The organism is Nocardioides aquaticus, from assembly GCF_018459925.1.
Taxonomy (GTDB): Bacteria; Actinomycetota; Actinomycetes; order Propionibacteriales; family Nocardioidaceae; genus Nocardioides; species Nocardioides aquaticus.
In genome coordinates, this window is sequence record NZ_CP075371.1 from 1,190,750 (window position 1) to 1,204,045 (window position 13,296).

Annotated in this window: 9 protein-coding genes and 1 riboswitch; of the genes, 6 read left to right on the forward strand and 3 right to left on the reverse strand. The window is 74.1% G+C overall.

From position 1 onward, the window contains the following. The first annotated feature begins 1 nt into the window (after position 1). Positions 2-2,479 carry a DNA helicase PcrA gene (gene pcrA, locus ENKNEFLB_RS05835; protein WP_214058333.1) on the forward strand — a complete coding sequence of 826 codons (2,478 nt, stop codon included), beginning with the start codon at positions 2-4 and terminating at the stop codon, positions 2,477-2,479. A gap of 88 nt (positions 2,480-2,567) precedes the next feature. On the opposite strand, the gene ENKNEFLB_RS05840 is transcribed toward pcrA, so the two are convergent. Then, positions 2,568-3,515, reverse strand: coding sequence for a M23 family metallopeptidase (locus ENKNEFLB_RS05840; protein ID WP_214058334.1), 948 nt, complete (start codon positions 3,513-3,515; stop codon positions 2,568-2,570). Positions 3,516-3,925: 410 nt separating this feature from the next. Between ENKNEFLB_RS05840 and sucC the strand changes: the two genes are divergently transcribed. After that, positions 3,926-5,086 carry an ADP-forming succinate--CoA ligase subunit beta gene (sucC, locus tag ENKNEFLB_RS05845; RefSeq protein WP_214058335.1) on the forward strand — a complete coding sequence of 387 codons (1,161 nt, stop codon included), beginning with the start codon at positions 3,926-3,928 and terminating at the stop codon, positions 5,084-5,086. Positions 5,087-5,116: 30 nt separating this feature from the next. Next, complete coding sequence (sucD, locus tag ENKNEFLB_RS05850; protein ID WP_214058336.1) at positions 5,117-6,013, forward strand: succinate--CoA ligase subunit alpha; 897 nt, start codon at positions 5,117-5,119, stop codon at positions 6,011-6,013. 76 nt (positions 6,014-6,089) lie between these two features. Here sucD and zwf read toward each other — a convergent pair whose 3' ends face one another. Together zwf and ENKNEFLB_RS05860 are read right to left on the reverse strand one after the other, a co-directional pair. Continuing rightward, positions 6,090-7,529 (reverse strand): glucose-6-phosphate dehydrogenase, encoded by a 1,440-nt coding sequence (zwf, locus tag ENKNEFLB_RS05855; RefSeq protein WP_214058337.1) that lies wholly within the window; start codon positions 7,527-7,529, stop codon positions 6,090-6,092. A 56-nt stretch (positions 7,530-7,585) separates the two neighbouring features. Next, entirely contained in the window at positions 7,586-9,499 is a 1,914-nt protein-coding gene (locus tag ENKNEFLB_RS05860; protein ID WP_214058338.1) for a SigE family RNA polymerase sigma factor, read from the reverse strand. 133 nt (positions 9,500-9,632) lie between these two features. Here ENKNEFLB_RS05860 and ENKNEFLB_RS05865 point away from each other — a divergent pair, with 133 nt between their 5' ends. The 3 genes from ENKNEFLB_RS05865 to purH all read left to right on the forward strand — a co-directional run bounded on the left by ENKNEFLB_RS05865 (position 9,633) and on the right by purH (position 13,259). Beyond that, positions 9,633-10,937, forward strand: a complete 1,305-nt coding sequence (locus ENKNEFLB_RS05865; protein WP_214058339.1) for a cell division protein PerM — start codon at positions 9,633-9,635, stop codon at positions 10,935-10,937. Between the two features lie 10 nt (positions 10,938-10,947). After that, entirely contained in the window at positions 10,948-11,562 is a 615-nt protein-coding gene (gene purN, locus ENKNEFLB_RS05870; protein ID WP_214058340.1) for a phosphoribosylglycinamide formyltransferase, read from the forward strand. A gap of 8 nt (positions 11,563-11,570) precedes the next feature. Beyond that, positions 11,571-11,646: riboswitch (ZMP/ZTP riboswitch) on the forward strand. A gap of 32 nt (positions 11,647-11,678) precedes the next feature. Next, positions 11,679-13,259 carry a bifunctional phosphoribosylaminoimidazolecarboxamide formyltransferase/IMP cyclohydrolase gene (gene purH, locus ENKNEFLB_RS05875; RefSeq protein WP_214058341.1) on the forward strand — a complete coding sequence of 527 codons (1,581 nt, stop codon included), beginning with the start codon at positions 11,679-11,681 and terminating at the stop codon, positions 13,257-13,259. Positions 13,260-13,296 lie beyond the last annotated feature (37 nt).

Below are 13,296 nucleotides of genomic sequence, written 5' to 3' on the forward strand. Positions count from 1 at the left end.
GATGACGATCCCCTTCCCCGGCCTCGAGCTGTCCGCCGGTGAGCCGGCCGAGAAGCCCCGGAAGCCGCGTGGCCCGAGCCGCGAGGAGCTGCTCGCGGGGCTCAACCCGCCGCAGCGCGACGCCGTGGTCCACGCCGGCGCGCCGCTGCTGGTCGTCGCCGGCGCCGGGTCCGGCAAGACCCGGGTGCTGACCCGCCGGATCGCCTGGCTGATCTCGGAGCGCGGGGCCCACCCCGGCTCGATCCTCGCGATCACCTTCACCAACAAGGCCGCGGCCGAGATGAAGCAGCGGGTGGAGGACCTGGTCGGTCGCCGGGCCCGGATCATGTGGGTCTCCACCTTCCACTCCGCCTGCGTGCGGATCCTGCGCAAGGAGGTCGAGCGGCTGGGGTACCGGTCCAGCTTCTCCATCTACGACGCTGCGGACCAGAAGCGGCTGATCGCGCTGGTGTGCAAGGACCTCGACATGGACCCGCGCAAGCACCAGCCCGGCGCGGTGCTGCACTGGATCAGCAACCACAAGAACGAGCTGCGTGACCCCGAGCAGGTGGCCGCCGACGCGCACAACCACCTCGAGGAGCGGTACGCCGCGGCGTACGCGCTCTACCAGCGCCGCCTCCGCGAGGCCAACGCCCTCGACTTCGACGACCTGATCATGCTCACGGTGCACCTGATGCAGACCTACCCCGAGGTGCGCGAGACCTACCGCCGACGGTTCCGCCACGTGCTCGTCGACGAGTACCAGGACACCAACCACGCCCAGTACTCCCTGATCCAGCAGCTCTGCGCCGACCCGCGCGAGGAGCCGCTGACCGGCGCCGCCGCGGCGGGTGCGGCGGAGAGCTCCGCCGAGCGCGTGCCGCCGGCCGAGCTGATGGTGGTCGGCGACGCCGACCAGTCGATCTACGCCTTCCGCGGCGCCGACATCCGCAACATCATGGACTTCGAGCAGGACTTCCCCGACGCCACCTCGATCCTGCTGGAGCAGAACTACCGCTCGAGCCAGACGATCCTGACCGCGGCCAACTCGGTGATCGGCCACAACAAGGGCCGCAAGCCGAAGCGGCTGTGGTCCGAGGCCGGCGACGGCGAGCGGATCGTGGGCTACGTCGCCGACGACGAGCGCGACGAGGCCCGCTTCGTCTCCGAGGAGATCGACACCCTGGTCGACGGGGGCCTGCGGCCCGGTGACGTGGCGGTGTTCTACCGCACCAACAGCCAGTCGCGGGTCTTCGAGGAGATCTTCATCCGCACCGGCCAGCCGTACCGCGTGGTCGGCGGCGTGCGGTTCTACGAGCGTCGCGAGGTGCGCGACGCGCTGGCCTACCTCCGCGTCCTGGCCAACCCCGACGACCAGGTCTCGCTCCGCCGGATCCTGAACACGCCGCGCCGCGGCATCGGGGACCGGGCGGTGGCCTGCGTCCAGGCGCTGGGGGAGCGGGACGGGCTGACCTTCTGGCAGGCGCTGCGCCGCGCCGAGCACGCGCCCGGCCTGGCCACCCGCTCGTTGGGCAGCATCCGCACCTTCGTGGACATGCTCGAGGAGCTGCAGTCGATGGTCGCGGCCGGGGAGCGCGCGGACGTCGTGCTGGAGACGGTGCTCGCCCGCTCCGGCTACCTCGTCGAGCTCGAGAGCTCCGACGACCCCCAGGACGAGACCCGCGTGGAGAACCTCGGCGAGCTGGTCGCCGTCGCGCGCGAGTTCTCCGACGACCCGGTCGCCGGTCCCTCGGCCGACCCCGCCGACGTCGACGCGGGCCTGGTCGCCCCCGGGCTGGTCGACTTCCTGGAGCGGGTCGCCCTGGTCGCCGACGCCGACCAGATCCCCGACGCTCCCGGGGACGCCGAGGGCCGCGCGGCCGCGGCCCAGGCGGCCGCCGACGGCATGGTCACCCTGATGACGCTGCACACCGCCAAGGGCCTGGAGTTCCCGGTGGTCTTCCTCTCCGGCCTCGAGGACGGCGTGTTCCCGCACGCGCGGTCGCTGGGCGACCCCACCGAGCTGGAGGAGGAGCGGCGCCTGGCGTACGTCGGCGTCACCCGGGCCGAGCAGCGCCTCTACGTCTCCCGTGCGCTGGTCCGCTCGTCGTGGGGTGCGCCCGCGCACAACCCGGCCTCCCGCTTCCTCGACGAGCTGCCGGTCGACCTCGTCGACTGGCGCCGCACCGAGGCGGCCCAGACCAGCTGGTCGCGCACCGACCACGCCTCGGGCTCACCGGCCGCCATGGGGCACCCGACCGCCGCCGGCCGCCGCAACTTCTCCTCCGCCGCCGCCCGGGCCGACGCCCGGTCGAAGGCCAAGCCGGCCCGGGAGGTCCCGTCGCTGCACCCGGGGGACCGCGTCGTGCACGACTCCTTCGGGATGGGCACCGTGGTCACGGTCGAGGGCGCCGCCGACCGGGCCGTGGCCTCGATCGACTTCGGCTCCGAGGGCGTGAAGCGGCTGCTGCTGCGCTACGCGCCGGTCGAGAAGCTCTGAGCGGCCGACCACGACGCGACGCCGGCGGTCGTGGGTCGTCCGACGCGCTGCAGCGCGTCCTCCGACCCACGACCCCGGTCGGTCGCCGTCAGGGCGTCAGGCCGTGGACCGACAGGGCCGAGTACGGGTCGACCGGGTCACCGCCGCCAGGGCGGACCTCGAGGTGGAGGTGGGGGCCGGTGACGTTGCCGGTCGAGCCGACGGTGCCGATGACCTGGCCGCTGGAGACGGTGTCGCCGACGCCGACGTCCATCGTGGTCTGGTGGCAGTACCAGACCTCGGTGCCGTCGTCGAGGGTCACCACGGTCTTGTTGCCGTAGGCGCCGTCGTAGCCGACGTCGGTCACGGTGCCGTTGGCCACCGAGGTGATCGGCGTGCCGGTGGGCGCGGCGAAGTCGAGGCCGGTGTGGTACGTCGCCCACAGGCCGACGTCGCCGTACTCGGCGGTCAGGCGGTAGCCGCTGGTCGGCAGCGACCACTGGTTCAGGGCGAGCTTCTGGGCCTGCTTCTCGGCCTGCGCGGCGAACTGCGCGAGTGCGGCGTCGCGCTGCACGGCCTGGCGCTCCGCGGCCTCCACGAGGCGGTCGCCGGAGGCGGCCTGGAGGGCCTGGCGGCTGGAGTCGCGGCTGACGGTGGGGGTCTGGCGATCACGGGCGGAGACGGCGCCGCCGCCACTCGTGCCGCCGAGGGCCGTGGGGGCCTGCACCGTGCGCGAGGAGGAGGTGAGCGTGTCCGCGTCGTCGGGACCGTCCTGCGAGGCCGAGCTGGCGGCACCGCCGAAGGCCACGGCGAGCGTGGCGACGCCGATGATCACCGGACGGGGGCGCAGCGCCCGCACCAGCGGGTGGCTCAGGCGCCTGCCGCGAGCGGCACGGCGACGGCCCGCGGCCGTCACGACCATCGGGGTGACGGGGGTGATCGGGGCGACCGACGCGGGAGCCTCCGACAGCACGGGCAGCTCGGCGGGCAGCTCGACCGGCAGCTCGGCGGAGCCCGTCCGTCCCGCGACGCGGCGCCCGACGTAGGTCGGCGACACCGACGACTCGTCGGTGATCTCCCCGCGCCGTGGCGCGCGTCGCTCTCCCCGGTGGTGGCCCATCGATGCATGTCCCTCAGTCGGTGCCAGGTGGTCTGCTCCGCGGGACAACCGGTGGACGGCGTCCTGAACGCGGGCTCGAAAGACCATAACGGACCGGTCACGGCGGCCCAAACCGACGTCCACCGGTCCACCGTGACCCGCCACACCCGGACGGGGGGCCGCGACGCCGGTCGGCCCGTGCTGTGCGGGCTGCCGGGACGGCGGTGTCCGCGCTGTGCCGTCGGTCACCCCGGCCACCGCGGGCCTCCCCGCGGTCGGTGGATGTGACTAGGGTGCCGGGGACACCCAGCGCGGGCGTACGCGCCCCAGGCTGGACGACGCACGATGCAAGGGAACGTGGTGGATCAGTGGACCTGATGGAGTACCAGGCGAAGCAGCTCTTCGCCAAGCACGGCGTGACGGTGACCGAGGGCATCGTGGCCACCACCCCCGAGGAGGCTCGCGCTGCGGCCGAGCAGCTCGGGGTCGTGGTCGTGAAGGCCCAGGTCAAGGCCGGCGGACGCGGGAAGGCCGGCGGCGTCAAGCTGGCCAGGACCCCGGACGAGGCCGAGCAGCACGCCTCGGACATCCTCGGGATGGAGATCAAGGGCCTGACCGTCCGCCGCGTGCTGGTCGCCCCGGGCGCCAGCATCGTGGACGAGTACTACTTCTCCTTCCTGCTGGACCGGTCGAACCGCCAGTACCTCTGCATCGCCAGCGTCGAGGGCGGCGTGGAGATCGAGGAGGTCGCCAAGACCAACCCCGACGCGGTCAAGCAGATCCCGATCGACCCGGGCGCCGGCGTCGACGAGGCCAAGGCGCGCGAGATCGTCGCGGAGGCGGCCTTCCCGGCCGAGCTGGCCGACCAGGCCGTCGACATGGTGCTGGCCCTGTGGAAGGTCTTCGTCGAGGAGGACGCGACCCTGGTCGAGGTCAACCCGCTGGCCCGGCTCGAGGGCGACGTCCTCGAGGCGCTGGATGGCAAGGTGTCCCTCGACGAGAACGCCGAGTTCCGCCACGAGGACCACGCGTCCTTCGAGGACAAGGAGGCCGCGGACCCGCTCGAGGCCAAGGCGAAGGCCAAGGGCCTGAACTACGTCAAGCTCGACGGTGCCGTCGGCATCATCGGCAACGGCGCCGGGCTGGTCATGTCCACGCTCGACGTGGTCGCCTACGCCGGTGAGGCGCACGGCGGCGTCACGCCGGCCAACTTCCTCGACATCGGCGGCGGCGCCTCGGCGCAGGTCATGGCCGACGGTCTCGACGTGATCCTCGGCGACGAGCAGGTCAAGAGCGTCTTCGTCAACGTCTTCGGCGGCATCACGTCCTGCGACGCCGTGGCCAACGGCATCGTCGGCGCCCTCGAGATCCTGGGCGACGACGCCACCAAGCCCCTCGTGGTGCGCCTCGACGGCAACAACGTCGAGGAGGGCCGCCGGATCCTGGAGGAGAAGAACCACCCGCTGGTGACCCTGGTGGAGACGATGGACGGTGCGGCCGACAAGGCCGCCGAGCTGGCGAACGCCTGAGCTGCGACGAGGAGCGAGAGAGACACACTTATGTCCATCTACCTGAACAAGGACAGCAAGGTCATCGTCCAGGGCATCACCGGCGGTGAGGGCACCAAGCACACCCGCCTGATGCTCCGCTGCGGCACCCAGGTCGTCGGCGGGGTCAACGCCCGCAAGGCCGGCACGACCGTCACCCACGCCGACGCCGACGGCAACGACGTGGACCTGCCGGTCTTCGCCAGCGTCGCGGAGGCGATGGCCGAGACCGGCGCCGACGTGTCGGTGGCCTTCGTGCCGCCGGCCTTCACCAAGGACGCGTGCCTCGAGGCGATCGACGCGGGCATCGGCCTGCTGGTCGTCATCACCGAGGGCGTCCCGGTGCAGGACACCGCCGAGGTCTGGGCCCACCTGCAGGGCAAGCAGACCCGGATGATCGGCCCGAACTGCCCCGGCATCATCACGCCGGGCGAGGCGCTGGCCGGGATCACCCCGGCCACGATCGCGGGCAAGGGCCCGATCGGCCTGGTCAGCAAGTCCGGCACCCTGACGTACCAGATGATGTTCGAGCTGCGGGACCTCGGCTTCTCCACCGCGATCGGCATCGGCGGCGACCCGGTCGTGGGCACCACCCACATCGACGCCCTCGAGGCGTTCGAGAACGACCCGGAGACCGAGGCCATCGTGATGATCGGCGAGATCGGCGGCGACGCCGAGGAGCGTGCGGCCGACTACATCAAGGCTCACGTCACCAAGCCGGTCGTCGGCTACGTCGCGGGCTTCACCGCCCCCGAGGGCAAGACCATGGGCCACGCCGGCGCCATCGTCTCGGGCTCCTCGGGCACGGCCGCGGCCAAGAAGGAGGCCCTCGAGGCCGCCGGGGTCAAGGTCGGCAAGACGCCGTCCGAGACCGCCCAGCTGATGCGGGAGGTCCTCGGCTCGCGCTGAGCCGCCCCGCCCGTACGACACCGCAGCGGATCACTGTCACCTGGTGGCAGTGATCCGCTGCTGTCGTACGGGGCCCTCAGCCGCCGTGCGTGTCCGGGTCGCGCCAGGTCCGCTCGAAGGGCAGCCGCCAGGTGAACGGCGCGATCAGCTGGTGGATCTGGTTCGGGCCGTAGGAGCCCGGCTGGTACGGCCGCACGATCGGCGGGTTGTCCAGCAGCGGGGCCGAGACCTCCCAGAGCCGCTCGATGCCGGTCGCGGAGTTGAACAGGGTGCGGTCGCCGCGGGCGGCGTCGTAGATGAGGCGCTCGTAGGCCTCGAGGATGCTGCCGGCCCAGCCGGTGTCGTTCATCGAGAACTGCATCGACAGCTTGTCCAGCTTCATCCCCGGCCCGGGACGCTTGCCGTAGAACGACAGCGACATGCGGGCCTTGTCGGCGAGGTCGAAGGTCAGGTGGTCGGGCCCGTGGTCGCCCAGGCCCGAGCCCGCCGGGAACATCGAGCGAGGCGGCTCCTTGAACGCGATGGAGACCACGCGGGCGCCCTCGGCCATCCGCTTGCCGGTGCGCAGGAAGAACGGGACACCGGCCCAGCGCCAGTTGTCGACGTAGCACTTCAGCGCGATGAAGGTCTCGGTGCCGGAGTCCTCCGCCACCCCGTCCACGTCCTGGTAGCCGGAGTACTGCCCGCGCACGACGTCGTGCGGCTCGATCGGGAGCATCGAGCGGAAGACCTTGACCTTCTCCTCGGTGATCGCCTCGGGCTCCAGCGCGCTGGGCGGTTCCATGGCGATGAAGGCCATCACCTGGAACAGGTGGGTGACCACCATGTCGCGGTAGGCGCCGGTGCTCTCGTAGAACGACGCGCGCTGCTCCAGCCCGAGGTCCTCGGGGACGTCGATCTGGACGTGGTCGATGTGGTGGCGGTGCCAGATCGGCTCGAAGAGCCCGTTGCCGAAGCGGAAGGCCAGGATGTTCTGCGCGGCCTCCTTGCCCAGGAAGTGGTCGATGCGGAAGATCTGCTCCTCGGCGAAGACCTCGTGCAGCGCGGCGTTGAGCTCCCGGGCCGAGGCCAGGTCGGTGCCGAACGGCTTCTCCATCACGATCCGGCTGCCCTCGACCAGGTCGGCCTGCTCGAGCTGGTGGACCACGGACAGCGCCGCGCTCGGGGGGACAGAGAGGTAGTGCAGGCGCACCGCCTCCTGGGTCCAGCCGGACTCCGCCGCCTCGACCGCGGCCCGCAGCCCGGCGGGGCCGTCGGCGCCGGGCGCCCAGTGGAGCAGCTTGGCGAACTCGTCCCAGCTGTCGATGTCGCCGTCGTCGCCGCTGAACTCGACCGCGGCCTCGCGTGCCAGCGCCACGAAGGACTCGCGGTCGTGGTCGTCGAGGGAGGTGCCGACCACCCGCAGCTCGGGCAGCAGCCCGGTCTGGAACAGGTGGAGCATGCCGGGCAGCAGCTTGCGCCGGGCGAGGTCGCCGGTCGCGCCGAAGAGCACGACGGTCGTCGGGTAGTGAGCCATGCCCCCAGCCTGCCCGGTCCGGTCCGGTCCGAGAAGGGCCGGGTGTGAACGCCCGGTTACGACCGGCCGCCGCGGCTGCCCGCACCCTGCGCGGGGTACGCCGGCAGCTCACCGAGGCGGGCCCGGGCACGCTCGGCCAGCTCGACGAAGGCGCCGTCGCGCAGCGTCACGCCGGGCGCCGGGACGAAGCCCACCTGCGCGACGCTGGTGCCGTCGCGCATCACGGCCATGAAGAACCTGATCGAGCGGTCGTCGGAGACCTCGGCGGTGAGCTGCCAGGCGTCGAGGGAGGTGTCGCGTCCGGCCGACCCGCCGATCCGGGTGACGTCGGTGCCGAGGTCGTCCGAGCAGGTGTCGAGCCGGTCGCGGACGCGCTCCACGAAGCCCTGCGCCTGCGCACGCGGCAGGCTGCCCACGGTCTCGGTGAGGCCGAACTCGGTCGGCAGGTCGGCCTCGGGCAGCAGGAACGTGCGCGTGCTGCTGCGCTGCCAGGCGGCACCCTGGAAGGTGCCCGAGAACGAGGAGCTGTCGCAGCTGGTCGCGGCGGTGTTGGTCCGCGCGGGCACCGGGTCGGTGCCCACCCAGGGCTGGTCGACGCGGGAGACCGGCGGGAGGTCGATCTCCGAGATCATCGCCGGCGACCGGCGGGGCGCCGGGGGCGCGACGTCGGTGACGCGCGGCGTGCGGGCGCAGGGGCCGGCACCGCGTACCCGGCAGACCCCGTCCACGGCGGCGGCCTGCAGCCCGGCGGCGGCGGCGGCCGCCGGCGTGCGCTCGCCGGCGCTGGTCACCGAGGTCGCGGTCAGCACGGAGCCGGTGCGCGCCACTTGCACCACGCTCGTGGTCACCGGCGCCTCCCAGTCGCGCAGCACCAGCTGGACGGCCTCGTCCCCGACCCCCTCGACGGCCCGGCTGGCGACCAGCTGGGCGCGCGGCTCGGTGTCGGTGCACGAGGCGACCCAGCCGGTCAGCGTGCGCAGGGCACGGCGCGCCGCGGCGGGGGAGGAGGAGACCTCGGTGAGCTGCACGGCGGTGGGGCGTACGGGCGCGCCCTGCCGGGCGGCGCGGAACTCACGCACCAGCGCGGCCTCCCCGTCGGGGTCGACGTACCGCTCGAGCTGGCAGGGCAGCAGCAGGCCGTTGCCCTCGCTGTTGTCACTCGTCGAGGCCACCGCCCAGCCGGCGCCCGGGAACGCCCGCGCGACCTGGGGAGCGGCGAGCAGGGTGCTGCGGGGCAGGAGCTCCGCGGGCTCCCCGCCCGCGTCGTCGGGGACGACCTCGGCGTCCGTGCCACCCTCGTCGGCCACCCCGACGCCCTCGACGGCCTGGGCCAGGGTCGGGCGCAGGCCCGAGGGGTCGGTGACGAAGAGCCCGCTGAGCACGAGGGCGGCCACCACGCCGACCACCCCGACCACGGTGTGGGCGCGGCGGCGCGCCACGCCCGTACGGCGCACGAGGGAGCCCCGGGGCCAGGTGGTCTGCCCGGTCACCGCGGTGAGCGGCTCCAGCGCCGCGTTGACGCCGGCGGCCGGGATCCCGCGGGCGAGCACGAACGCGGCCGTCGCCTGCTGCAGCTGCTGCTCGGTGGCCGGCACCGTCTGCCCGACCTCCCGGGCGAGGTCGGGCATCGAGACCGAGGCGAGGTGGGCGAGCACGAGGACGCGGCGCTGCTGGGCGCCGAGGCTCGCCAGGGCGTCCAGCGTCGCCCGGGTCGCCGCGTCGACGTCCTTGTCGCGGTGCCAGGGTCGGGCCCCGTGGCGGCGCTGCGCCTTGCCCCAGGCGATCTCGCGGACGGAGGCCTCGGGGTCGGCCGAGCGCGCCACCCGGTGCCAGTGGTGCCAGGCGGCGACGAACGCGTCCCGCACGGCGCCCCGGGAGACCGCCCGGTCCCCGGTGAGGGCATAGGTCTGCACCAGCAGGCGCTCGCGCACCTCCCGGTAGAAGGCGTCGAAGTCAGCGGGATCCGTCATGGCCGTACCACGCTACGTGGGCGGCCACGGGGGTTCCAGCCGCAGGCGCCCGCGGGCGGCGTGAGGCTGGCCACCGCCGGGTGCGGCGTGCCTGCGCCGAGCGGGCCGCCGGGCGGGTGACGATGGTCCGACCATGACCTCGCTGCTGCCGACCCCGGTCCGACCCGGCCGCCCCGGAGGGGGCGACGCCCGCGCCACGCCGGCCGGTGCCGCCCCCCGCCCGGGCCGCCCGCTGGTCGCCGTCGCCGCCCTCGGCGGCCTGGCCGCCGCGCTGGCGCCGCTGGTGGTCTGCCTCGGGATCGGCGTGGTGGGCTGGTTCGCCAGCGATGCCGGCGCCCACGGCACGCCCCGCGACGGGCTCCGGGTCGGCGCCCTGGGCTGGCTGGCCGCCCACGGCTCCGGGGTGCGCGTCGACGGCGTCACCCTGACCGCCCTCCCGCTCGGCCTCACGCTGCTCTGCGCGCTCGTGGCCTGGCGGTTCGCGCTGCGCGTGGGGGAGGCGCTGGCGGGGCACGGACCGGACGCCGACCGGATCGGCGACGGCGAGCGCGACTGGACGGTCGGCGCGGCGGTCGCGGTGCTGACCGCGTCGTACGCCGTGGTGCTCACCGTGGTCCACACCCTCGCCGCCACGCCGGCCACCGCACCGTCCCTGCCCGCCGCCCTGCGCTGGACCCTCGTGCTGGGCCTCGTCGTCGTCCTGCCCGCGGTGGCGGTCGGGTCGGGCCGGGCAGCGATCTGGCTGGCGGCGCTCCCGGGCGTCGTGCGGGAGGTCGCCGACCTGGCCCGCCGGATCGTGGTGGCGTGGTCGCTGGCCGCCCTCGCCCTGCTGGTCGTGGCCCTGCTGGTCGACCTCGGCACCGCCGCCAACGTGCTGGCCCAGCTGCACACGTCGGTCGGCGAGGCGCTGCTGCTCTGCGCGCTGTGCCTGCTGCTGCTGCCCAACGCGGTCCTGTGCGCCGGGGCCTACCTGCTCGGACCCGGCTTCGCGGTCGGCGCCGGCACCGCGGTCTCCCCGACCGTGGTCGTCCTGGGGCCCGTGCCGATGGTGCCGCTGCTCGCCGCGCTGCCCGACAGCGGCGACGTGCCCGCGTGGACCCCGTGGCTGGTGGCCGTGCCGGTGCTGCTCGCTGCGCTGGTCGCCGGGCGCCACCTGCGCCGCCACCCGGCCGGGCGCTGGGACGCGGCCGCCGTCCGCGGTGCCGGTGGCGGGGTGCTGGCCGGGGTGGTCCTCGGGCTGCTCGCCGCGCTCGCCGGTGGAGCGGTCGGCCCCGGTCGGATGCAGCAGGTCGGTCCGGTCGCGGTCGAGGTGCTCGTCCACGCGGTCACCGCGCTCGGGGTCGGCGGGCTGGTCGGGGCCTTGGTCGTCCACGGCTGGTCCCGCCGCTCCCGCCGCTCCCGCCGCTCCCGGCGCGACGACACCGAGCCGGCGGTCTAGAGTTCGGCGCGTGCCGCCCCCCGCCCGCCTGGTCGTCCTCGTCTCGGGCAGCGGGACCAACCTGCAGGCCCTCCTCGACGCGTGCGCCGACCCGGCGTACGGAGCCGTGGTGGTCGCCGTCGGCGCGGACCGCGACGGCATCGAGGGCCTGGCGCGGGCCGAGCGCGCCGGGCTGCCGACCTTCGTGCACCGGGTCCGCGACCACGCCACCCGCGAGGAGTGGGACGCCGCGGTCACCGCCTCCTGCCAGGCCCACCAGCCCGACCTGGTCGTCTCCGCCGGCTTCATGAAGCTCGCCGGCGAGGTCTTCCTGACCGCCTTCGCCGGCCGCTACCTGAACACCCACCCGGCGCTGCTGCCGTCCTTCCCGGGGATGCACGGCGCCCGCGACGCCCTCGAGCACGGCGTGAAGGTGACCGGCGCGACCCTCTTCGTGGTCGACCCGGGCGTCGACACCGGGCCGATCGTGGCCCAGGCCGTGGTCCCGGTCGAGGACGACGACGACGTGGCGTCGCTGCACGAGCGGATCAAGGCCGCCGAGCGGGGGATGCTCGTCGAGCACGTCGGACGGATGGCGCGCGAGGGCTTCGTCGTCGACGGTCGCCGGGTGCGGATCGGCCGCTGATCCCTATGCTGGTCGCACACGACTGGCGCAGGTGGGTCACCACCGGGGAGTGAGGTCGGGGCATCGTTCGCCTGGGTGCCCCGGGACCCACGTACCCGACCCCGCAGGAGCCCGAAGTGACCGACCAGATCCCGATCAGGCGCGCCCTGGTGTCCGTCTACGACAAGACCGGGCTCGAGGAGCTCGCCCGCGGCCTGCACGAGGCCGGCGTGGCGATCGTGTCGACCGGCGGCTCCGCCGCCCTGGTCGAGGGCCTCGGCGTCCCGGTCACCCGGGTCGAGGAGCTCACCGGCTTCCCCGAGTGCCTCGACGGCCGCGTGAAGACGCTGCACCCCCGGGTGCACGCGGGGATCCTGGCCGACCGGCGTCTCGACAGCCACGTCGCGCAGCTGGCCGACCTGGGTGTCGAGCCCTTCGACCTCGTCGTGTCCAACCTCTACCCGTTCTCCGACACCGTCGCCTCCGGGGCGGGCCCCGACGAGTGCGTCGAGCAGATCGACATCGGGGGGCCCTCGATGGTGCGCGCCGCCGCCAAGAACCACCCCTCGGTGGCGATCGTCACCGACCCCGCGCGCTACGCCGACGTGCTCGCCGCCGTCGCCGCCGGCGGCTTCACCCTGGACGAGCGCCGGGGCCTGGCCGCGGAGGCGTTCGTGCACACCGCGACCTACGACGTCGCGGTCGCCTCCTGGATGGGCAGCGTGCTCACCGACTCCTCCGGGGGCGAGGGCTTCCCGGCCTGGCTCGGCGCCACCTGGGACAAGGCGGCCGTGCTGCGCTACGGCGAGAACCCGCACCAGGAGGCGGCGCTCTACCGCAACCAGCAGGGGCCCTCGGGCCTGGCCGGCGCCGAGCAGCTGCACGGCAAGGAGATGTCCTACAACAACTACGTCGACACCGACGCCGCCCGCCGCGCCGCCTCGGACTTCGAGCGACCCGCGGTCGCGATCATCAAGCACGCCAACCCCTGCGGGATCGCCGTCGGCGACGACATCGCCGCCGCGCACCAGGACGCCCTGGCCTGCGACCCCGTCTCCGCCTTCGGTGGCGTGGTCGCCGCCAACCGGCCGGTCTCGGTGGCCATGGCCGAGCAGGTCGCCGACGTCTTCACCGAGGTCGTCGTGGCCCCCGGCTACGAGGACGGCGCGCTCGAGGTGCTGACCCGCAAGAAGAACATCCGGGTCCTGGTCTGCGAGAACCCCACCGGCGGCGGTGAGGTCGAGCTGCGCCCGGTGAGCGGGGGCCTGCTGCTCCAGCGGCGCGACCACGTCGACGCCGCGCTGCCCGGCGGCGTCGGCGGCGACGACCCGTCCACGTGGACCCTGGCCGCCGGCGAGGCCGCCTCGCCCGAGGTGCTGGCCGACCTCGAGTTCGCCTGGCGGGCCTGCCGGGCGGTGAAGTCCAACGCCATCCTGCTGGCCAGGGACGGCGCGTCGGTCGGGGTCGGGATGGGCCAAGTCAACCGGGTCGACTCCTGCCGCCTCGCGGTCAGCCGCGCCGGGGAGCGGGCGGCCGGGTCCGTGGCGGCCTCCGACGCCTTCTTCCCCTTCGAGGACGGCCCGCAGATCCTGCTCGACGCCGGGGTGCGCGCGATCGTCCAGCCCGGCGGGTCGGTGCGCGACGAGCTCACGCTGGAGGCCTGCCGTCAGGCGGGGGTGACGATGTACCTCACCGGCACCCGACACTTCTTCCACTGACGGACCGACCCACTCACCCGTCCGACCAGCCGCCCGA